Genomic DNA, 21,229 nt, shown 5'->3' on the forward strand with positions numbered 1-21,229 from the left:
CCGCTTCAGCCCCGCGTCAGCACGACAGGCCAGAACGGATCGCGGAGAGACCAGGAAAGGAGCCCGCGCGCATCATGCGAATCCTGCTGATCGAGGACGATGGCGTTCTGGGCGCCGCGGTGCGCGACCAGATCGCGGCGGATGGCCATTCGGTCGATTGGGTGACGCGGCTTGACGCGGCGGCGGATGCGCTGGCGGGCGCGGCCTTCGATCTGGTGCTGCTGGACCTCATGCTGCCGGATGGGCGCGGGCTGGTCTTTCTGCGCGGCCTGCGCGCGCGGGGCGATGTGACGCCGGTGATCATCCTCACCGCGCTTGACCAGATCAGCGACCGGATCGACGGGCTGAATGCCGGCGCCGACGATTATCTGGTCAAACCCTTTGATCTGGCCGAACTCTCGGCCCGGATCGGATCGGTGGTGCGGCGCTATGCCGGCAACCCGAACCCCATCGTCACCCATGGCCCGCTATCCATCGACCTTGCCGCGCGCAGCATCCATCGCGAGGGCCGGCCGGTGGCGCTGACCGCGCGGGAATGGGCGCTGTTCGAGGCGTTTCTGTCCCGCCCCGGCCAGCTTCTGTCCAAGGCCCAGTTGGAAGACAAGCTCTATGCCTTTGACGCCGAGATCGAAAGCAACACGATCGAGGTTCATGTCAGCCGCCTGCGCAAGAAGCTGGGGGCAGAGATCATCCGCACCGAACGCGGGCTGGGCTACCGGCTGGGCCGGGGATGAGGGCGCCGCGCAGCCTTCAGGGGCGGCTGGGGCTGTGGCTGGGCCTCACGCTCACCCTGATCTGGATCGCGGCGGCCAGCCTGACCGCCCTGATCGCCCGCAACGAGATCGAAGAGGTCTTCGACTCGGCCCTTGCCGAAACCGCGCAGCGCATCCTGCCGCTGGCCGTCGTCGATATCCTCGGCCGCGAGGAGGAGGGTATCCGACAGCGCCTAGCCGCCATTCGCGGCCATGAGGAGTTCTTTACCTATATCGTGCGCGACCCGATGGGGCGCATCCTGCTGCAATCGCATGCCGCCGATCCGGCAATCTTTCCCGCATGGGAAGGGCGCGGCTTTGGCCAGACCGCGACGCACCGGCTCTATAACGATGCGGCGGTGCGCGACACGATCCGCATCACCGTGGCCGAACCGCTGGACCATCGCGCCGGTATCGCGCGCGAATTGCTGATGGGGCTGGGCCTGCCCCTCCTGATCGTGCTGCCGCTGGCCCTGCTGGGCATCGCGCTCGCGCTCCGCGCCAGCCTCGCGCCGCTGCGCCGCTTTCGCGATGCGCTTGCCGCCCGGGGCGCGCGCGACCTGCGGCCGGTGATCCCCGGCGATCTGCCCGCCGAAATCGCGCCGGTGGCGGAGACGCTGAACGGCCTGCTGGCCCGGCTCTCGGCCGCGCTGGAGGCCGAGCGCAGCTTTGCCGCCAATGCCGCGCATGAGCTGCGCACCCCGCTGGCCGGCGCCATTGCGCAGGCGCAACGCATCCAGACCGAAACCGCAGACCCCGAGGCCCGCGCCCGCGCCTCCGGGATCGAGACCACGCTCAAGCGCCTGACCCGCCTGTCGGAACGGCTGATGCAGCTGGCCCGGGCCGAGGGCGGTCGGCTCCGGCGTGACACGACCGGCGATCTGCGCCCCCTCGCCCGGCTGATCGTCGATGAACTGGCGCGCGGCGAGGACGCCGGCGACCTGCGCCTGACACTGCCCGCCGCGCCGGTGCTGTCCGATCTTGACCCCGACGCCTTTGCAATCCTGCTGCGCAACCTGGTGGAAAATGCCCTGCGCCATGGCGCGCCCGACAGAAAGGTCGAGGTGACGCTCGCCCCCGATGGCATGCTCAGCGTCGGCAATGACGGGGCGGTCGTGGCGCCGGATCAGCTGGCCCGGCTGACCGGTCGGTTTGAAAGAGCCGGAACCGCCCGCGATGGAAGCGGCCTCGGCCTGGCCATCGTGGCGGCCATCGCGGAACGGACGGGCGGGCGGCTTGAATTGCGCTCGCCCCGCCCCGGCCATGCCACCGGCTTCGAGGCCCGCTTCATCCCCCCCGCGCCAGGCAACCGGCCAGAATGACCGCGACCGTCCAAGGCCTTCGGTGCAGGGGCGCGGATCACAAGCCGGTCATATATCGAATACCCTGGAGGGCAGAGATGCTGCGTTCGCAAAGGGATGCCTGAACCTGCCCGCATTCCGCCGACCCGGTCCCGCGCCACAGTCGATACGATCCAGGCGAGAAAATCCTAAGTGAAGTGGACCGGCTTCAATGATCGCTACCTCCCGGCGATTGCCTCGAAGAGTCGTCGCAAGGCAAAGCTGCGGCCGATCGATAACACGGTTTATGCTGAGCGGATGATTATGCGGAGCCGTCCGAGCGTTGGTATCGCAAGTGTCTGACTGGCATTTGTTTTCCGGCCTGCATCTGTCAGCATAATCGGATTGTCCTTCGTGAGGCGCCGCGGTGGCGCCCTTCACGGAGGAACCCATGAACGAACACGATACGCCGGTCAGACGACGGCGGCTTCTGGATGCCGGGCCACATCAACCGATGCTCGAGGGCTACGGTCAGCATCTTGCCGGAACCGGGCTTTCGCCGGTCTCGGTCCGCATCCATCTGGGCTCGGCTCTGCATTTCCTGGCTTGGCTCGTCCAGAGCGGCATCGCGCTGGATCATGCCGGGCCGGATATCGTCGATCCGCACGGTATTCAGTTTGGCGACGGAATGCCGAAGCTCAAGGGGCTGGCGCAGTACGCAGAACGCTTCGGCGACCAGTATCGTCGGATCGAGGCCGTTGCGAAGATCGGCGACAAGTTCCGTGTTCTGGACCTGAAGGAAGCCCCGACGCGCGCGTCGGTCTCTGCCGCGACAACCATCAAGGCTCTGTATGAAAGCGCGGATGCATTCGATTACTTGCCCTAACCATTACGAAGTTCGATGCCAGTTCCCTGCGGCATGGATACGGCTTTCACAACGGCTACTATTGATCTGTGGCTCAAAACCCTTCATTATCAGTGGCTTGATCGGCTTAACCGGGCCCGGCGCGGTTAACAGGTCCGGAGAATATCGGCCCGGAGAGAACGCGTGTGCGCCCTTCGTGGCGCGGGCCAGTTAACAGCCCCTGCCGCATAACCCTCGAAAACAAGGAGAAAATCCGGCCAGAGCCGGATCGGGAGAACGCTTTCGCAAGGGCAAGTGGCGGACAGAGAGGCCGCCATTGTCGCGCTGCATCGCATTGCATCCCGTTAGAGTGTTGCAGGTAAATTCACGCAGAGTCAGAAGGTTACAGGATGAAGTCATTCGCAACCCATTGCATCGCATTGCTTGGAGTGATAATCTTTTAGGCGGATAGGTTGGCGGATATGACATGCCCCGAATTGCTAAAGAACTCGGACCACTGGACATTAAGCGCGCCGTGCATGGCGGCGGGCGCGGCAATGACTTCCTACCCGTTGGCGGGGTGCCGGGGCTGCTGTTGCAGGTGACGCCCACGGGCGGCAAGACTTGGGTCTTGCGCATCACCATCGCGGGCAAGCGGGCCGAGATCGGTCTGGGCGGCTATCCCACTGTAACCCTCGCACAGGCCCGCGACAAAGCCCGTGAGGCGCGCGACCAGATCAGCCGCGGCGTTGACCCACGGGCCGAACGCCGCGCCGCCCGTGCCGCCCTGGCCTTGGCTGCAAACCGGAGTATGACTTTTGCCGAGGCGATGGACAAATTCCTAGACGCCAAGCTGGACGCCTTCCGCAATGAAAAGCACAAGGCGCAATGGCGCAGCACCTTGAAAGCATACGCCCTTCCCCAGATCGGGGCCTTGGCCGTCTCGGACATTGATACTGCGGCTGTCTTGCGGGTGCTGCAACCGATCTGGGCCACCAAGACCGAAACCGCTTCCCGCCTTCGCGGGCGGATTGAGGCCGTTCTGTCTTGGGCCACGGTGTCGGGCTACAGGTCGGGCGACAACCCGGCGCGCTGGGCTGGCAACCTGAAAGAGCTTCTGCCCGCGCCTGCCAAGCTGGCTGGCGGCGACAATCAACCGGCCCTGAATCTAGACCACGCGCCGGCATGGTTTGCCGAACTGCGCACCCGCGAAGGCTTCGGCGCGCGGGCCTTGGAATTTCTGACCATGACGGCCGCCCGATCCGGCGAGGTGCGGGGCGCGACGTGGGAGGAGATCGACTTGGACCGCGCCCTGTGGACCATCCCTGCCCAGCGCATGAAAATGAAGCGAGAACACAAGGTGCCGCTGTCACCTGCCGCTGTGGCGCTTCTGGAGGCTCTGCCAAGGCTGGACCGGAACCCGCTGGTGTTTCCGGCGGCACGGGGCGGGGAACTGTCCGACATGACCCTGAGTGCCACCATGAGGCGCATTCACGAAGCCAAGGCCGAGCGGGACGGCGACAAGGAAACCGGGGGCTATCGGGATCCCCGCAACAAACGCGCCGCCGTGCCGCATGGTCTGCGTAGCACCTTCCGCGACTGGGTGGCCGAGCGCACGCAATATCCCGGCGAAATGGCCGAGGTGGCCTTGGCCCACAAGATCAGCAACGCCGTGGAAGCCGCGTATCGGCGCGGTGACATGGTGGAGAAACGCCGCCGCCTCATGGCCGATTGGTCGGGCTTCCTGGCCGGGGCCGAGGCAAAGGGCAACGTGGTGAAGCTGGGGGCGCGGACGTAATGCCCAAAGAGCCGCAGAAGGCCGCACAAAGACGGGAAGAAAAGTTTAGGCTCGCGGTTTCATTCGCGGCCGACCATTTGGCAGATCAGGACCGCAGCGGCCGCCTCGATCATTTGGCCTATGACTGGGATACTTTGATTGAACTGTTTGGAAAGCGAAAGATCAGAACTTTACATGCGATATGGGACTCAACGCTGCCCGAGCGAAGGGAAGCAAAAGCCCAGGTGATTGCAGAGAGGTCCTACCGCGACCCGCTTCATTTCCACGTCGCCCGCGGCTTCGTTGCTGAAATGGTCGGCAAAGGGGAGGTTTTGCCGATCTGTCTGCAAGAGTGGGCCGCGCAGCTTATCGGCGGGACCGCGCCGCCGGCGCCCACGAAGCGCCCGCATACCCCGCACCAGCATCGCAATAGGGCATTGGTCTTAGGCCTTCTGGTTGAGCGTTTGCGTGTTGAACTGAGAATCAACCCGACGAGAAGCCCATCTTCTCCCCCTCATTCGGGCTGTGATGCCGTCGCAGATGCATGGAACGGCCTCGTTCGCGGATTTGATCGGGATCGAAAACGAGCCTTCCCCCGCCAGACGTATGAGACCGTTCGAAACTGCTACTTTGATGGCAAGAAAATTGCAGAGCTAGAAATTCGCCAGCTTCGCGCCTTCAATGAATGGATAGCCTCGCGCCCAGAGGTTCCGCCGCGAAAAGACTGACCCGATCTTTGGAAAGATAGAGCGCCGCGTCTTTGAAATGACGCGCTAGATTTTGGGCTTCACATTGCACCCCATCAACCGCCGTTGAATGAGGGATGCACGAATGCCGAAGCACGTTCAAAGCCAAGCTGACCGCCGCCCCGCCTATGCCAGCGATGCCGCTCTTGCCGCCCATTTTGGGGTGAACAAGGCGACCATCTGGGGATGGGTGAAGCGCAACAATTTCCCCCAGCCCGTGAAGCTGTCGCGGCAAATGACGCGCTGGCGCTGGGATGATGTTGCGGAATGGGAAGCCGCCCAGCGCGCCGCGGCCGCCTGACGGAAAACCGCCACCCCTCGCACAGGGTAGCGGCCTATTCGGTGGGGGCATTCGGGATGCCACAAGATATAGCGCCTTGCCTCTGTGCCTGCAACGAAAAGGCACGAGCAGATGACAGAACACGGATTTTTCAGCAGCGACAGCCAAGTGAAATGGGCCTGCACAGGATTGGAGGGCCGCGCATGACGCCGCTGCAACTCCAAACCGCCCGCCTTCGCGCGGCCTATGGCATGACCGAGGCGCAGGCCCACGCCTTCGCGGTGCTGATCTGGGGGGCCGCATGAGTGACGCTGAAACCCTCACGCGGCAACTGGGCGGGGAATGGCGGGGCTTTCGTGGCTCTGCCCCCTGCCCGGTCTGTCAGCCCGAGCGCCGGGCCGATCAACGCGCGCTGTCACTGCGCCATGAAGGCGGGCGGCTGCTGGCCTTCTGTCATAAGCAGGGGTGCAGCTTCCGCGCGATACTGGACGCGGCGGGGCTGCCTGCCGAGGCCCTGACACTGGACACCCACGCCCAGCGCGAAGCAGAGGCCAAGCGCGCGACCTATGACGCCGAACAAATGGCGAAGGCGGCGCGGCTCTGGTCATCGGCCCGCCCGATCCGGGGCAGCAAGGGCGAAGCCTATTTGCGCGGGCGGGGCATCACCTGCCCGCTTCCCGAGGCCCTTCGCTGGGCGCATGACGCTTACCACGGGCCAAGCGCGCGCTTCCTGCCTGCGATGGTGGCGCGCGTCAGCACGGGGGCGGTGCATCGGACGTTCTTTGACCGATCCGGGGCGCGGCTGGGCGATAGCGCAAAGATGATGCTGGGGGCCTGTGCTGGGGGCGCTGTGCCGCTGGTGCAAGGCGCTGGGCCTCTGGTGGTGGCCGAGGGTATCGAAACCGCCCTGAGCCTTGCCTGTGGCCTTCTGGACGGGCCTGCGACGATCTGGGCGGCGCTGTCTGCCCCCGGCCTTCGCGCGCTGCACCTGCCGCCCCAGCCGGGGGAAATCCTGATAGCCCAGGACAATGACCCGGCAGGCATTGCGGCGGGGCAGGTTCTGGCAGGGCGGGCCTTCGCGCTGGGCTGGAAGGTGGCGACCCTGACGCCGCCTGATGGCTTCAAAGACTGGAATGATGTATTGCGCGGGGGCGCTGTTGCATGACGATAATCAAACCCGTTCCCTATCCGGCGCGACCCGAGGGCTTCACCCCTTGGGAAGTGACCGACCCCGCCCGCATCCCCCGCACGCGCTTTGTCTATGGTGACAGCTACGCGGCGGGATACCTGACAGTCACCTTTGCCGCCCCCAAGACAGGCAAGAGCCTTCTTGCCATGGCCGAGGCGATAGACGCGGCATCGGGCCGGGGCTTCCTGACAGGGGCCGCCGCCGATCCGCAGCGCGTGCTATACTTCAACGCCGAAGATGACCAAGACGTGTTGAACGCCCGCGCCTTTGCGGTGCTGCAAGAACATGGCATCGGGCAAGACGCGATTGCAGGGAGGTTCTTTGTCGTGTCCGGGGTGCCTGCCGAGCGTCAGCTTGTGCTGTTGCGCGGCGAAAAGGCCGAAATCAACGAAGGGGCCTTTGACATCCTGACCGACCTATTCCAGCGCGAGGGCATCGCCTTGGCGGTGTTTGACCCCCTGCAAGACCTGAGCCAGAGCCCGGAAACGAACGAAGCCTTCCGGGCGCTGGGCGGGCGCATCCGTCGCCTTGCTGCCGAAACCGGGGTGGCGGTGGGGCTGGTGCATCACACGCGCAAGCCCAGCGCGGGGGTGGCTGCCACGCTGGACGATGGCCGGGGCGGCTCTGCCCTGCGCGGGGTGGCGCGGTTCAATCGGCTGTTGCTGCCGATGACCGAGGCCGAAGGCGCACAATCCGGGGTGGATGACTTCCGGCGATACTTCCGCATTGCCGAGGCCGAGAGCAATCTTGCCCCGCCGTCATCGGCCCGGAACCAATGGTTCGAGAAGGTGGGGGTGCCGATTGGCAACGGTGGGCATTACCCCACGGTGCGGCCTTGGGTCTGGCCGGAAGCCTTCGCCGGGGTGACAGTGAATGACGCCTGCAAGGTCAGGGCCGCGATTGCAGCCCGCGCCGCCGATGACCTGCCGCCCCGTGAAAGCCAGCAAGCGAAGGATTGGGCCGGGCTGGTGGTGGCCGAGGTGCTGGGGCTGGACGCATCCAAGAAAAGCGACAAGGCCCGCATTGCCGCGATGTTGCGCAAATGGATCGAAACCGGGGTGTTGATGGTGGAGGTCTTGCCCCATGGCGAGAAGGGCAAAACAGCGCCTTTCGTGTTCGCTGGGCCGAACAATCCGGGGGCCGAGGAATGAACCGCCTTCCCCCACTTACCCCCACTTACCCCCACCTGCCCCCCCACTTGGCAAAACCCCTTACACCACCCCCCACCCCCACCTTCTATAGGGGTGTGGGGGTGGGGGGGGGGAGAATGTAGCGCCCCCACTTCCCCCCCACTTCGGCATTTCCAAGCCGACCGAAACCGGGCCGCAAATCACCGCGAAAAATGCAGATCAAGGAAGGCCCAGCGCAATGAACCGTGAAGCCCGCCGCGCCATGAGGCGCAACGCCCCCGCCATGGCCGACAAGCTGGCGAAATGCTGTCTCGACTTCCAGGGCGCCGGGCTGGTGGCGGTGACAGACCCCAAGGCCATTGCCGCCCTGCGCCGCGCCTTCCGCCTCATGATCGAGGCCGGGGGCAAACCCGTGGCCGTGCCTGTGTCAGAGCAAGAGGCCGAGGGCTTCCCGCACCACGCCGCGAGCCGGATCGAGGGCGGAGTGTCTTGGCTGGCCGTGGGCTTGGACCCGTCGCGCCGGGGGGCCTATGCCCTGCAATCTGCGACGAGCAATGTCAGAGCCGCCGCCCATGACGCCGCCAAGGAAAAGGCACTGGCAAAACTCGCCCTGATCTGTGCGTCGCGGGGCTTCCCGTATGTGCAGGGGTGAACATCACATGATGCACCACGGCGCCACCCTCAACCGCGTCTCGGGTCCTTCGAGAGGGGGTTCCATATGAGGGGGCGCGAGGCTCACCGCGTTTCTAGGCACAGACCACCCTAAAGGGGGTTGGCACTGTTGAACCTGCACACAGATTGGCAGGATGCGCCAAGGCTTGTCATTTCGGGCCGCTGCATCCCCGTTATTCGGCGAGTGGGTAAACCCCGAAACCGCGCGGCTTTTCAACTCCTTGCAGAGCGCGGCGCGGACTATCTCCAACCTTCAAAAGGGGAAACCCCATGTTGAACGCTCTGAGCGGCAAGATTGCTGCCTTCCTGAAACAACCGACCGCGCAGGCGGCCGATGTTTCCGACCTTCTGGCCGCCGCCCGGCAAGATGCCACTGACGCCCGGCGGCTGTCGGATGAAGCCCGGCAGCGGGCGCTTGATCCGACCTTGACCGAGAAGGAGGCCGATGCCGCCTTTGCGGCTTCGCAGCGCGCAGCCTTTGCAGCCGATCGGCTGGACGCGGGCGTTATCGCGCTAGCCGAGAGGCTGGAGGCCGCAATGGCACAGGAAGCCGCCGCCGCCCGGCTGGCGGCCTACAATGACGCCAAGAACGCACGGAATCGCACGGTGGACAAGATCCGCAAGCGTTACCCCGCTCTTGCAAATGAACTGGCCGAGCTGGCCGAGGAAATCTGCACGGTTTCCGATCTGGTGGCCAAGGCGAATGAGAACCTGCCCGAAGGCGCCGCCCGTCTTGAACCGCCGGAAGATATGGCGCGCGGCTTCAAGGCCGCCGGGTTCGATGACAGCGGTTTCGGGCTGGTCAATACGCCGGTCCATGGCGCGGTGGCCTTGCGCATTCCGCGTTATCTCGCGTTGCCGCATCCGTCCAGGCCGAAAGAAATGCTGTGGGATTCAGGGTCAACTCTGCCTTCGGGCTACGTCTTCCAAAAATCCCGGTTCAATTCCAGCCCGGAAGGCGATGCCGGGACTTGACCCCCGCCATGGCGAGGGGCCGGGGCACCCCCCGGCCCTTGGCAAGGCCCGAGAGTTTACCCGTTCAGGGTTTAGGCTCTGACCTTTGTTTAACGTCCAGGCCGCAATGCACCTTGCCGCCCCGAATAAAAGTATGGGCGCCCATACTTTTAGCCGCGATGACGGCAAGCGGGATGCGGGCAACCATACCCCGTTGAGGTCCGAGCAATATCAAAGTGCGGGCACCCACACATTGATTACTCGGGATGATGCTGCCCGCGATGCCGGTAAACATTGCGGCGGGCGACCGCCATATTGTTAAGACCCGCACGGACGCCGCCCGTGAAGCCGTGGAAGCCCTGCCAGGTCGGCGGGGCTTTTGCTTTTGGTGCGATGGATCGGCCGGGAAGATTCTTCGCGCCCAACCCCAGCGCCCAAGCGTTTTTCTTTAGGCGGATAGGTTGGCGGGTATGGCGAAAAAATCGCCAAATTATATAATGATTTCAAGGGCAAGTGGCGGACAGAGAGGGATTCGAACCCTCGAGACGGTTCCCCGCCTACACACTTTCCAGGCGTGCGCCTTCGACCACTCGGCCACCTGTCCGTGGGGGTCGTTTACCCCGAACCCGCCGCCAGCACAAGGGGGCGGGTGGGGGTTTCAGGCGGCGGCGATGGCGCGGCGGTTGCCCTTCAATTCCTCGGCGATTTCAGGGAAGTAGCCGGGTTCCACCAGCCGCAGCGCGTGGCAGCGGCGTGCGGCATTGCCTGGCTGGAACGACAGTTCCACCAGATCGCCCACCTCGACGCCAATCCGCGTCACACCGCGCGGCGGACCGTCATAATGCGCCAGATCCCGATGGTCCGCGCACCAGATGATGGCACGGCCCGTCTCCTGGCAGCTCCAGATCACCACGCCCAGCATCATCCCCTCCTGTCCTGCCCATCTTCGGGCAATTTCTGGACATATCGGCGTCAGCACACGCCCATTTCAGAATTATGCACAGGGCAGTTGACCTCCGCATGCGCTTTTCCGCATCAGCGCGATGGACAAATCATCTGTTTTGGATCAACCATGACGCTGAATAGCGTCACATCTATGCGAGCCCGGATTTCCCGCATGACCAGCCCGGCGATATCCCCGACCGAGATTCGCGCCATCTTCGGTCGCAACCTCCGGCAGCTGTGCGAAAACGGCCAGCCGGTGACGGTCATCTGCCGCGAGATCGGCATCAACCGCACCCAGTTCAACCGCTATCTCTCGGGCGAGGCCTTTCCCCGGCCCGACATCCTGTCGCGCATCTGCACCCATTTCGGCGTGGATGCCCGCATCCTGCTGGAGCCGCTGGACGAGCTGCGCCGCCAGATGCCCGACCAGTTCCTGATGGAAATGCGCGACAAGCTGCTGATCGGCCGATCGCGCCCGGTGGACAGTGCACTTTTACCCGACGCCGTCTATCGCTTCTGGCGCAAGTCTTTCATGTTTCAAGGAAAAATCGTCACCAACGTCGCGCTGATCCGCAGCCGGGGCGAGGTGACGCTGTTCAAGGGATTCGAGGAAAACCTGCTGGCGCAGCAGGAAAACCCCAATGCCCGGCGCTTTCCGCGGCTGGCCTATTTCGGGCTGGTGCGACAGCATGTGGACGGGATCTCGATCTATTGCCAGGACCGGCAGAACCAGACCAACATCAATTTCTTCGAATTCGGGCTGGAGGGGAACATGCGATTCTTCCCCGGCTTCTCGCTGCTGGTGCGGCGGCGCATCGACGGGATGAATCGCATGACCGCCGCCGTGCTGGAACGCCTGCCCGACGACCCGGCGGTCTGGCGCAGCATCGTGCGGCAAGACACGGTGCATGACCTCGATCATGCGCCGCCCATCGTGCAGCGGGCGCTGATGCGCATTCCCGACGGGCTGTAACCCCCTGCCCCTGACGCGCTTTGGCGTCAGTCGCGCAGATGCAGGATCACCCGGCGGTTCTGCCGGCCCTTCTTTTCGATCTTGCCGATCTCGACATGGCCGATCTCGCCGGTGCGGGCGACATGGGTGCCGCCGCAGGGTTGCAGATCGACCTGCGCCCCGCCCTGCCCGATCCGCACCAGCCGCACCCGGCCCTGCCCCATGGGCGGCATGACCGAAAGCGTCTTAACCAGGCCCGGATTGGCGGCAAGCTCGGCATCGGTGATCCAGTCCTCGGTCACCGGCAGGTCGCGGTCGATCAGCGCGGCCAGCGCCTCGTTCAGCGCGGCGACATCGGCGGGCGGCTCTGGCATGTCGAAATCCAGCCGGCCGCGCTCGGCGCCGATCTGGCCGCCGGTCACCGGCATCGGGATCACCACCGACAGCAGATGCAGCGCGGTGTGAACCCGCATATGACGATGCCGCCGTTCCCAGTCGAGATGCTGCATCACCGCCGCGCCAATCGGGGGCAAGGGGCGCGGCTCGGCCGCGACCAGCGCGATGCGCCCGCCCTCCAGCTTGACCGCCGTCGCGATCTCCAGACTGCCGCCGGGCCAGACCAGCCGGCCGCTATCGCCCGGCTGACCGCCCGAGGTGGCGTAAAACAGGCTGCCATCCAGCACCACGCCGCCCTCGGGCGTGATTTCCTGCACGATGCCGGCGGCCTCGCGCGCATAGGCATCGTCGCGGAACAGAAGGCGCGTCGCGGTCATCTTTCGGCCTCGTCACTGTCGCTCGGGTCATCGGCCTCGTCACGCGGGGCGTGGCGGGCATTCTCGGGCGCAAGGGCGTCATATTCATCGGCCCGGAGCGGCGTGCCGGGCGCCCCGGGCGCAGGCCGCGCAGCGGCGACCTTTTCCAGCAGCCCGGGCGGCAATTCGACATGCAGCCGCGACAGCGCCTCGGCCACGGCCTCGGGGTTGCGCAGCCAGATGTCGCGCTGCGAGAACGGCATCTGGATGCCTTCCTCGCGGAACCGCTCCACGATGCGGTGATTGATCTCGGTCCGCACCGCCATGGAGAAGTTCACATCGCGGATGATCATGCGGATTTCGAAATTCAGCGAATCCGCCCCCAGGCCCACAAAGGCGATCATGGGCGGCGGCTCCAGGATCACCAGCGGATGCGCCTCGGCGATGTCTTTCAGCACCTCCGACACCTTGCGCGTGTCGCTGCCGTAATCGACCCCCACCGGCACGATGACCCGTCCCGCCAGGCTGAACCTTGTCCAGTTCGTCACCTGCTGGCTGACCAGATCGCCATTCGGCACGATGATGTCGGATCGGTCAAAGGTCTGGATCCGGGTGGAGCGGACCGAGATCGACTGAACCGTGCCGGCCACGCCGCCGACTTCGATCCAGTCGCCTTCGCTGACCGGGCGTTCAATCAGCAGGATGATGCCCGAGACAAAGTTCTGCACGATGTTCTGAAGGCCGAAACCGATCCCCACCGACAGCGCCGAAGCCACGATGGCCAGGCCCGACAGGTCGATCCCGGCGGCCGAGACCGCGATGATGACGGCAAGAAAGATCCCGACATAGCCGGTGCCCGAGATGATGGCATTGCGCCCGCCCTGATCCAGCCGGGTCTTGGGCAGGATCGTGCTGCGCAGCGCGCCCTGGAACAGCCGCGTGGCGCCAAAGCCCAGGATGAACAGGATCAGGAAATACAGGAAGTTGGAGGGCGAAATCCGGGTCTCACCCAGCATGAACCCTTCGGTAAAGCGATTCCACAGCTCGCCCAGATCCTCGACCCGCGCACCCCAGAGCAGCGCGAAAAGCGGCAGTGAGGCCAGCGTCAGCAGAAAGCCCGCCAGCACCGGGATCAGCCCGTTGCCCTCGCCCTCGCCCGCCTCGCCCAGCAGGGCGCGCCAGATGTCGCCGATCAGCTGCACCAAGACCAGCAGCAGCCCCGCCAGCGTCAGCGACGAGGCGGCCGGAAAGATCAGCGCCTGCGCCGCCGTGGTATAGCCGACCACCGCCAGAAGCGGCGCGACGACGGCGATCGCGATCAGGATCTTGCCGACAAAGCGCGTCACACCATCGCGAAAGCTCAGCTCCTCGCGCGTGGGGCTGGGGGCGAAGGCGGCATTCAGCAACTGGCCAAAGCGCCAGAGCAGCAAGGACAGCACCAGCACCGTCGGCAGCGCCAGCACGGGGATTGCCATTTCAGGCACCAGCGCCGCGGGCAGCAGCGCATCGCGCAGCAGCTCCACCCCTTGCACGAAGCCGATCGAGGTGATCAGGAAGCGCGCCTTGTCGCAGGTCTCAGGCGACATCTGCAACGGGCCGGCGGCGCATTCCGCCCGCGGAAACACCCGCCCCGCCAGCCAGTAGGACAGGAACAGGACCAGACCCGACAAGGGCAGCGCGGTCAGCACCTGCTGGCCCAGCCAGCCCGGCATCTGCGTGATCATCGCCGCGACCGAGATCAGCAGCACCCCGGCCGCCGGCACCAGAATCTGCCCCAGCGACGCAAGGAAGGACCAGACCCGCCGCCAGCTCGCCGAATCGGCGGTGCTGTTCAGCCAGTTGGCAAAGCGTTCGATCCAGCGGCGGCCCCGAAAGATCAGCAACAGCGCGAACAGCGCCGTGATGGCGCTGACCGGCAAGACGTCGATCATCTCGGTCCGCCGCGCCTCGCGGTTCCAGTTGGACTGCACCTCGGTCCCGAGCGAGACCAGCGCCGTGCCAAGCGCCTTGGCCGCGTCGTCCCAGTTCACCGGGTTGGCCGGCGTCGGCCAGAGCTTGAGCAGTTGCGCCGTCTGGCGGTCGCGCAATTCGCTGTCGATCTCGGCGATCAGGCCGCTGGCCCGGCGATAGGCCTCTTCCGCGGCGCGGCGCGGCGCCTCAAGCCGTTGCAGCTGGTCATTCAGGGTCGTGCGGCGGTCGGCGATTTCGGGCGCCTCGGTCGCGCCCTCGGCCGGCACGGGGCCAAGCGCGCTGATCTGGTCGCGCAGGCCCTGCACCCGGCTGGCATTGGTGTTCTGCGCCGCCTGAAGCTTGCTGCGCCAATCGACAAGCTGGCCGCGCAGCAGCTCCAGCCCCTTGTCCGAGGTCGCGGGATCGGCGGCCGCGCGTTCGGCCCGGGTCGCCAGCAGCTCCCACGCGGCGTAATCGACACCGTCCTGCCCCGGTGGCGTGACCGAAATCGACTTCTTGGTTGTGGTCTGCCCGGCGGTCTGGCTCTTGGTCAGCCCGTTCGTCTGGCCCGCCGCGGGGGCGACTGTCGGCGCGCTGCCCGGCGCGGGTGACGCCTCCTGCGCAAGGGCGGGCCCGGTCACAGCCAAGGCCAGCGCCAGCGCGACGCCGCGCCCGATCGCGCGCCACAGGGTCATGGTCAGAGGTCCGAATAGACTTCGGGAATGTCGCGCGGCCCGCTGGCCAGCCATTCCGGCACCGGCAGGCCCTTGTCACGCAGGAATTCCGGGTTGAACAGCTTGGACTGATAGCGCGTGCCGTAATCGCACAGCACGGTCACGATGGTATGGCCCGGCCCCATCTCGCGCGCCATGCGGATGGCCCCCGCAATGTTCACGCCGGACGACCCGCCAAGGCAAAGCCCCTCTTCCGACAGCAGGTCAAACACGATGGGCAGCGCCTCGGCATCGGGGATGCGATAGCTGAAATCGGGGCGGAACCCCTCCAGGTTGGCGGTGATGCGGCCCTGACCGATGCCCTCGGTTATCGACGAGCCCGGCGCCTCGAAGGTGCCCTGGGTATAAAAGCTGTGCAGCGCCGCGCCTTCCGGGTCGGCCAGGCCGACCTTCACCCCCTTGGGCTGCAACGCCATGCCGACCCCGGCCAGCGTCCCACCCGAGCCGACCGCGCAGATGAAGCCGTCCACCTTGCCGCCGGTCTGGTCCCAGATCTCCGGCCCGGTGGTTTCGATATGGGCCTGACGGTTGGCGACATTGTCGAACTGATTGGCCCAGATCGCGCCATTCGGTTCGGTCCGTGCCAGCGCCTCGGCCAGCCGGCCGGAATAGCGCACATAATTGTTGGGGTTCTTGTAGGGCGCCGCCGGCACCTGCACCAGTTCGGCCCCGGCCAGACGCAGCATGTCCTTCTTTTCCTGGCTCTGGGTTTCCGGGATCACGATCACCGTGCGGAACCCCATGCTGGCCCCCACCAGCGCCAGCCCGATGCCGGTATTGCCCGCCGTGCCCTCGACGATGGTGCCGCCGGGTTTCAGCAGCCCCTTCGCCACCGCATCCTTGATGATATAGAGCGCCGCGCGGTCCTTGACCGACTGGCCGGGATTGAGGAATTCGGCCTTGCCCAGAATCTCGCAGCCCGTCATCTCGCTGGCCTTGCGCAGGCGGATCAGGGGCGTATTGCCGATCGAGGCGGCCAGGTCGCGGTAAACGGGCATGTCAGCATCCTTCTGTCATTGCCCAAGGTTTAGGGGCAGGCGCGACGGAACTCAAGAACCCCGCCCGTTCCGTGGGCATTGACAGGCATAACAAGGACCATACCCCGAGGTTCCACTTGGTTTCTGGCGGAAAATCCGGGACAAAGGGGAGGGAGAGGAAGGAAATCCGCCAAACTGGACAAAAAACCTTACCAAAACCACCAAAATAATGTATGAGCGCGACCATCGCGCCTGAGTTCAAGGGGGGTTCTACACATGAAATCACTACTTGCGGTCTCCTCCGGGATCGACCGCATGAACGAGATCATCGGCCGGTCCGTCGCCTGGCTGATCTTTGTCGCGGTGCTGGTCAGCGCCGCCAATGCCGTCATCCGCAAGGCCCTGAACACCTCGTCCAATTCCTGGCTGGAATTGCAATGGTATCTGTTCGGAGCGGCCTTTCTGGGGGCGGCAGCCTATACGCTGAAACAGAACGAACATGTGCGCATCGACATCGTCTACGGCATCTGGTCGCGGCGGGTGCAGCACTGGATCGACCTGCTGGGGCATATCTTCTTTCTCATGCCCTTCGTCACGCTGATGATCTGGTATTTCGTGCCCTGGGTCATCCGGTCGATCCAGATCGGCGAGGTGTCCACCAATGCGGGCGGTCTGATCATCTGGCCGGCCAAGACCCTGCTGCTGATCGGCTTCTCGCTGCTCTGGCTGCAAGGCATTTCCGAAATCATCAAGAAGATCGCGGTCATGCGGGGCGTGATAGACGATCCCAACCCCTTCGTGTCGTCCCATGCGGCGGCCGAGGCCGAGGGCGAGGCGCTGAAGCAGGAGCTGGCGAAATGATCGAATTCATCGCGCTGAACCTGGCGCCCATCATGTTCTTCTCGCTCGTGATCTTTCTGCTCATGGGCTATCCGGTCGCCTTTTCGCTGGCGGCCAACGGGCTGATGTTCTTCGTGATCGGGGTCTGGCTCTCGCCCTATTCCGCCACGATCAACCTGGACTGGCCACTGCTCAACACCATGCCCAACCGGCTATGGGGGGTCTTGTCGAACGAGACATTGCTGGCCATTCCCTTCTTTACCTTCATGGGGATCGTGCTGGAACGATCGGGCATGGCCGAAGACCTGCTCGACACGATCGGTCAGTTGTTCGGACCGATCCGTGGCGGTCTCGCCTATGCGGTGATCATCGTGGGCGCGCTGCTGGCCGCCACGACCGGCGTCGTCGCCGCCAGCGTGATCGCCATGGGCCTGATCTCGCTGCCGATCATGCTGCGCTACGGCTATGACCGCCGCATCGCCAGCGGGGTCATCGCGGCCTCGGGCACATTGGCGCAGATCATCCCGCCCAGCCTGGTGCTGATCGTGCTGGCCGACCAGCTCGGCCGGTCGGTCGGCGACATGTATAAAGGCGCGATGATCCCGGGTCTGGTGCTGACCTCGATCTATCTCGGCTATGTGCTGGTCATGTCGATCATCCGGCCCAAGTCGATGCCGGCCCTGCCGCCCGAGGCGCGCACGCTGGGTTCGGGCGTGACCTCGCTTCTGGTCGCCATCGCGGCCTGCGTCGGCCTGTCCTACGCCGCCTTCCACTACCTCTACCCGATCGCCGGCACCAATGCCGATATCTACGGCCCGACCATCGGGGTGGGCGTGGTCTATCTGGCGGCGGTGCTGGACAAATACCTCAAGATCGGGGTGATGTCGCGCCTGACCCAACAGGTCATCATCGTGCTGATCCCGCCGCTGGCGCTGATCTTCCTCGTGCTGGGCACCATCTTCCTCGGCATCGCGACGCCGACCGAGGGCGGCGCCATGGGGGCCGTGGGCGCGCTGATCCTTGCGGCCTTCAAGGGCCGGCTGAACCTGGGCGTCGTCAGCCAGGCGCTGACCGCCACCACGCGGCTGTCGGCCTTCGTGATGTTCATCCTGCTGGGCGCGCGGGTCTTCTCGCTCACCTTCTACGGGGTGGATGGCCATAAATGGGTCGAACACCTGCTGACCTCGCTGCCGGGCGGCGAGATGGGCTTTCTGATCGTCGTCTCGGTGCTGGTCTTCCTTCTGGCCTTCTTCCTCGACTTCTTCGAACTGGCCTTCATCATCGTGCCGCTGCTGGTGGCCCCGGCAGAGGCGCTTGGCATCGACCTGATCTGGCTGGGCGTCATCCTGGGCGTGAACATGCAGACCTCGTTCATGCACCCGCCCTTCGGCTTTGCGCTGTTCTTCCTGCGCTCGGTCGCGCCGCGCCAGCCCTATATCGACAAGGTGACCGGGCTGAAGACCGAACCCGTGACCACCGGCCAGATCTACTGGGGGGCCGTGCCCTTCGTGTTCATCCAGCTGGTCATGGTGGCGCTGGTCATCGCCTTCCCGCAGATGGTGATGCACTACAAGGGGCCGGTGGTGGATACGACCAATGTCACCATCACCCTGCCGCAAATGCCCAGCCTCGGCGGCGGCGGTCTGGGTGGCGGCCTCGGCGGTGGTCTGGGTCAGCCCGGCGGGCTGGGCGGCGGTGGCTTGGGGCAACCCAACCTTGGCGGCACCCCTGCCCCGGCTCCCGGCCAACCGAGCCTCGGGCAACCGAACCTCGGCGGCGCCCCCGCACCGGCGCCGGCCCCCGGTCAGCCGACACTGGGGCAACCGACCTTGGGCCAACCCAATCTCGGCCAACCCTCCAACTGACCGGCCCCGCGCCGATCCCGAAAGGCCCTCCATCCCGGGGGGCCTTTGCCTTTTCCCTTCATCTGTTCCCAAATATCCCCGGGGGGACGGCCGCAGGCCGCGGGGGGCAGGCAGCCCCCCGTCCACACCAGCCGCCCCCGCACCACCGCGTCAGGCAAAGAAAAACCCCCGGTCCGTCAGGACCGGGGGCAGGATGTTCCCACAGGAACGGGGGGGTGCTTACAGCTTGCCCGCGTTCTGTTGCATCATCATGAAGGTGTCGTAGTTGTATTCGGCGATCTGCGCCCAGGTATAGTTCTCCGAGCGGAACGCCTTGATCGACCCCCAGAGCTTCGCGAAGGCCGGGTTGGTCGCTTCCATCTCGGCATAGACCGAATTGGCGGCCTCGAAGCAGGCATTCAGGATCTCGGGGCTGAACGGACGCAGCTGCGTGCCGTTGGCCACCAGGCTCTTGATCGCGGTCGGGTTCTCGTAGTCGTATTTTTGCAGCATGTCGGCATCGACACCCTGGCAAAGCGAACGCAGCAGCGACTGATAGGCCTTGGGCAGGCCCTCATAGGCCGCCTTGCCGAACATGAAGTGGACGGTCGGGCCACCTTCCCACCAGCCGGGATAGTAGTAGTAGGGCGCGACCTTGTAGAAGCCCAGCTTCTCGTCGTCATAGGGGCCGACCCATTCCGAGGCGTCGATCGTGCCCTTTTCCAGCGCCGGATAGATATCGCCGCCGGCGATCTGCTGCGGCACGACGCCCAGCTTCTCCATCACCTTGCCGGCAAAGCCGCCGACCCGCATCTTGAGGCCCTGCATATCGGCCACGGTGTTGATTTCCTTGCGGAACCAGCCCCCCATCTGCACGCCGGTATTGCCGCCGGGCAGCGCGAACAGGTTCTTGTCGGCCAGGAATTCGTTATAGAGGTCGATCCCGCCGCCATGGTAATGCCAGGCGTTGATGCCGCGCGCCGACAGCGAGAACGGCACCGCCGCCGCCACGGCAAAGGCCGGATCCTTGCCCCAGTAGTAATAGCCGACCGTGTGGCAGGCCTCGATATTGCCGGCGCTCACCTCATCGGCGGCTTGCAGGCCGGGCACCAGTTCGCCCGCCGGGAAGACCTGGATGGTGAAATTGCCATCGGTCGCCTCGGACACGCGCTGCGACAGCACTTCGGCCGCGCCATAGATCGTGTCCAACGATTTCGGGAAGGACGACGTCAGACGCCAGGTCACTTTCGGGGCCGATTGCGCCAGCGCCGGGGCGGCCAGCGCACCCGCCGCGGCCGAGCCGAGGGCAGCCTTGGTCAGAAACGAACGACGATCCATATTACCTCCTCCTGAAGCAGGGCCGCGGGAGTTGCGACCCCTGTCTGCCCGGAAGACTAGCGGCGCATTTCCCGCTTGAGAACAGGTTTTTTGCCGATGAGGGTTTTTTTGGTAATCTGGCCTTACCAATAAAGACCGTTACCGCAAACAATGCCGCCGATAACACCAGTTGCCGCCGGATTGGGCAGCAAAACCCGGTGCTGCCGCCCCCGCAACCCCGACATGACGTGGCGTCAGGCGACCGGGGTCCAGATCACGTCGTCGATGCGCGGCGCATGGGTGGCCAGCATCACCAGCCGGTCAAAGCCCAGGGCGATTCCGCTGGCCGGCGGCATCAGCGCCAGTGCGGCCAGAAAATCCTCATCCAGCGGATAGCGTTCGCCATAGATCGCCTGTTTCTCGTCCATCTCGATCTCGAAACGGCGGCGCTGCTCGGTCGCATTGGTCAATTCGCCAAAGCCGTTGGCCAGTTCGACCCCGCAGGCATAAAGCTCGAACCGCTCGGCCACGCGCGCGTCATCGGGCGCGGGCCGGGCCAGCGCCGCCTCGGCCGCCGGATAGCGGTCCAGCACGGTCGGCCGACCATGGCCCAGATGCGGCTCCACCCTTTCCACCAGGATCTTCGACAAGAGGAAGGACCAGGTATCGTCGTCGCGCGCCGCAATCCCGGCGGCGCGGGCCTGTGCGATCAGGGCGCCCGCGTCGGTCTCAGTCCCGTTGCAGGTGGCCAGCAGGTCGATCCCGGCATGACGCGCAAACGCCTCGGCCACCGACAACCGCTCGGGCGCCGCGAAGGGGTCGCAGGTGATGCCGCGATAGTGCAGCGCCGTAACCCCCGCCGTTTCAGCCGCCAGCCGCAGCATCGCCGCGCAGTCCTCCATCAGCACCGTGTAATCCTCGCCCACCCGATACCATTCCAGCATGGTGAATTCGGGGCTGTGCAGCGCGCCGCGTTCGCGGTTGCGCCAGACATGGGCAAAGGCAAAGATCCGCTCCTCGCCCGCTGCCAGCAGCTTTTTCATCGCGAATTCGGGCGAGGTATGCAGATACATCGGCACCGGCACCCCGTCATTGCCGATGGCCTGGGTCGCAAAACCGTGCAGATGCGCCTCGTTTCCCGGGCTGACCTGAAGCGCCACGGGATCGACCTCAAGGAAGTCCTGCCCGGCGAACCAGCCACGCAGCGCGGCCTGAAGGCGCGCGCGCGCCAGCAGCGCGGGGCGGCGGTCGGCGTGGCGCGCGGGTGTCCACCAGGGGGTCGGGCTCATTTCTT

At 65.2% G+C, this 21,229-nt stretch carries 20 protein-coding genes and 1 tRNA gene; 13 read left to right on the plus strand and 8 right to left on the minus strand.

Annotation, left to right across the window (positions count from 1 at the left end; all coding sequences use genetic code 11):
• Positions 1-74: 74 nt before the first annotated feature.
• The 10 genes from FOA17_RS18435 to FOA17_RS18480 all read left to right on the plus strand — a co-directional run bounded on the left by FOA17_RS18435 (position 75) and on the right by FOA17_RS18480 (position 9,645).
• Positions 75-734: a response regulator transcription factor gene (locus FOA17_RS18435; RefSeq protein WP_149142985.1), complete on the plus strand. Its 660-nt coding sequence runs from the start codon at positions 75-77 to the stop codon at positions 732-734.
• Positions 731-2,074 (plus strand): sensor histidine kinase, encoded by a 1,344-nt coding sequence (locus tag FOA17_RS18440; RefSeq protein ID WP_149142986.1) that lies wholly within the window; start codon positions 731-733, stop codon positions 2,072-2,074. The genes FOA17_RS18435 and FOA17_RS18440 overlap by 4 nt, the downstream gene beginning before the upstream one ends.
• Positions 2,075-2,483: 409 nt before the next feature.
• Positions 2,484-2,918 (plus strand): hypothetical protein, encoded by a 435-nt coding sequence (locus FOA17_RS18445; RefSeq protein WP_149142987.1) that lies wholly within the window; start codon positions 2,484-2,486, stop codon positions 2,916-2,918.
• Between the two features lie 445 nt (positions 2,919-3,363).
• Positions 3,364-4,674, plus strand: coding sequence for a tyrosine-type recombinase/integrase (locus FOA17_RS18450; RefSeq protein ID WP_149142988.1), 1,311 nt, complete (start codon positions 3,364-3,366; stop codon positions 4,672-4,674).
• Positions 4,674-5,381 (plus strand): hypothetical protein, encoded by a 708-nt coding sequence (locus tag FOA17_RS18455; RefSeq protein WP_149142989.1) that lies wholly within the window; start codon positions 4,674-4,676, stop codon positions 5,379-5,381. The genes FOA17_RS18450 and FOA17_RS18455 overlap by 1 nt, the downstream gene beginning before the upstream one ends.
• A gap of 103 nt (positions 5,382-5,484) precedes the next feature.
• A complete protein-coding gene (locus FOA17_RS18460; protein WP_149142990.1) occupies positions 5,485-5,700 on the plus strand; it encodes a helix-turn-helix transcriptional regulator in 216 nt (71 codons plus the stop codon).
• Positions 5,701-5,980: 280 nt separating this feature from the next.
• Positions 5,981-6,844, plus strand: a complete 864-nt coding sequence (locus FOA17_RS18465; RefSeq protein ID WP_149142991.1) for a DUF7146 domain-containing protein — start codon at positions 5,981-5,983, stop codon at positions 6,842-6,844.
• Positions 6,841-8,019 carry an AAA family ATPase gene (locus FOA17_RS18470; protein ID WP_149142992.1) on the plus strand — a complete coding sequence of 393 codons (1,179 nt, stop codon included), beginning with the start codon at positions 6,841-6,843 and terminating at the stop codon, positions 8,017-8,019. Before FOA17_RS18465 ends, FOA17_RS18470 begins: the two co-directional genes overlap by 4 nt.
• Positions 8,020-8,236: 217 nt before the next feature.
• Positions 8,237-8,650 (plus strand): hypothetical protein, encoded by a 414-nt coding sequence (locus tag FOA17_RS18475; protein ID WP_149142993.1) that lies wholly within the window; start codon positions 8,237-8,239, stop codon positions 8,648-8,650.
• A gap of 290 nt (positions 8,651-8,940) precedes the next feature.
• The gene (locus tag FOA17_RS18480; RefSeq protein ID WP_149142994.1) at positions 8,941-9,645 is read left to right on the plus strand and encodes a hypothetical protein; all 705 of its coding nucleotides are present in this window, start codon (positions 8,941-8,943) and stop codon (positions 9,643-9,645) included.
• A 64-nt stretch (positions 9,646-9,709) separates the two neighbouring features.
• Here the strand turns inward: FOA17_RS18480 and FOA17_RS19965 are convergent, their stop codons facing one another.
• From FOA17_RS19965 to FOA17_RS18495, 3 genes are all read right to left on the minus strand, one after another.
• Positions 9,710-9,919: a hypothetical protein gene (locus FOA17_RS19965; RefSeq protein ID WP_149142995.1), complete on the minus strand. Its 210-nt coding sequence runs from the start codon at positions 9,917-9,919 to the stop codon at positions 9,710-9,712.
• A gap of 219 nt (positions 9,920-10,138) precedes the next feature.
• Positions 10,139-10,228: transfer RNA gene (locus FOA17_RS18490), tRNA-Ser, on the minus strand.
• A gap of 54 nt (positions 10,229-10,282) precedes the next feature.
• Positions 10,283-10,546, minus strand: a complete 264-nt coding sequence (locus FOA17_RS18495) for a hypothetical protein (protein ID WP_149142996.1) — start codon at positions 10,544-10,546, stop codon at positions 10,283-10,285.
• Between the two features lie 195 nt (positions 10,547-10,741).
• Here FOA17_RS18495 and FOA17_RS18500 point away from each other — a divergent pair, with 195 nt between their 5' ends.
• Positions 10,742-11,542, plus strand: coding sequence for a helix-turn-helix domain-containing protein (locus FOA17_RS18500; RefSeq protein WP_149142997.1), 801 nt, complete (start codon positions 10,742-10,744; stop codon positions 11,540-11,542).
• Between the two features lie 26 nt (positions 11,543-11,568).
• Here the strand turns inward: FOA17_RS18500 and FOA17_RS18505 are convergent, their stop codons facing one another.
• Genes FOA17_RS18505 through FOA17_RS18515 form a run of 3 tightly spaced genes read right to left on the minus strand, consistent with a single transcriptional unit; the run spans position 11,569 to position 15,955 of the window.
• Positions 11,569-12,294: an alanyl-tRNA editing protein gene (locus FOA17_RS18505; RefSeq protein WP_149142998.1), complete on the minus strand. Its 726-nt coding sequence runs from the start codon at positions 12,292-12,294 to the stop codon at positions 11,569-11,571.
• Positions 12,291-14,918 (minus strand): DUF3772 domain-containing protein, encoded by a 2,628-nt coding sequence (locus FOA17_RS18510; protein ID WP_162528322.1) that lies wholly within the window; start codon positions 14,916-14,918, stop codon positions 12,291-12,293. The genes FOA17_RS18505 and FOA17_RS18510 overlap by 4 nt, the downstream gene beginning before the upstream one ends.
• A gap of 2 nt (positions 14,919-14,920) precedes the next feature.
• Positions 14,921-15,955, minus strand: coding sequence for a cysteine synthase A (locus tag FOA17_RS18515; protein WP_149143000.1), 1,035 nt, complete (start codon positions 15,953-15,955; stop codon positions 14,921-14,923).
• Positions 15,956-16,210: 255 nt separating this feature from the next.
• Between FOA17_RS18515 and FOA17_RS18520 the strand changes: the two genes are divergently transcribed.
• Together FOA17_RS18520 and FOA17_RS18525 are read left to right on the plus strand one after the other, a co-directional pair.
• The gene (locus FOA17_RS18520) at positions 16,211-16,795 is read left to right on the plus strand and encodes a TRAP transporter small permease subunit (protein WP_149143001.1); all 585 of its coding nucleotides are present in this window, start codon (positions 16,211-16,213) and stop codon (positions 16,793-16,795) included.
• Entirely contained in the window at positions 16,792-18,639 is a 1,848-nt protein-coding gene (locus tag FOA17_RS18525; protein WP_149143002.1) for a TRAP transporter large permease, read from the plus strand. Before FOA17_RS18520 ends, FOA17_RS18525 begins: the two co-directional genes overlap by 4 nt.
• 219 nt (positions 18,640-18,858) lie before the next feature.
• Here FOA17_RS18525 and FOA17_RS18530 read toward each other — a convergent pair whose 3' ends face one another.
• Complete coding sequence (locus tag FOA17_RS18530) at positions 18,859-19,956, minus strand: TRAP transporter substrate-binding protein (RefSeq protein ID WP_149143003.1); 1,098 nt, start codon at positions 19,954-19,956, stop codon at positions 18,859-18,861.
• 233 nt (positions 19,957-20,189) lie between these two features.
• Positions 20,190-21,224, minus strand: a complete 1,035-nt coding sequence (epmA, locus tag FOA17_RS18535) for an EF-P lysine aminoacylase EpmA (RefSeq protein ID WP_149143004.1) — start codon at positions 21,222-21,224, stop codon at positions 20,190-20,192.
• Between the last annotated feature and the right edge of the window lie 5 nt (positions 21,225-21,229).

The organism is Gemmobacter caeruleus (assembly GCF_008271655.1).
Lineage (GTDB): Bacteria > Pseudomonadota > Alphaproteobacteria > Rhodobacterales > Rhodobacteraceae > Gemmobacter > Gemmobacter caeruleus.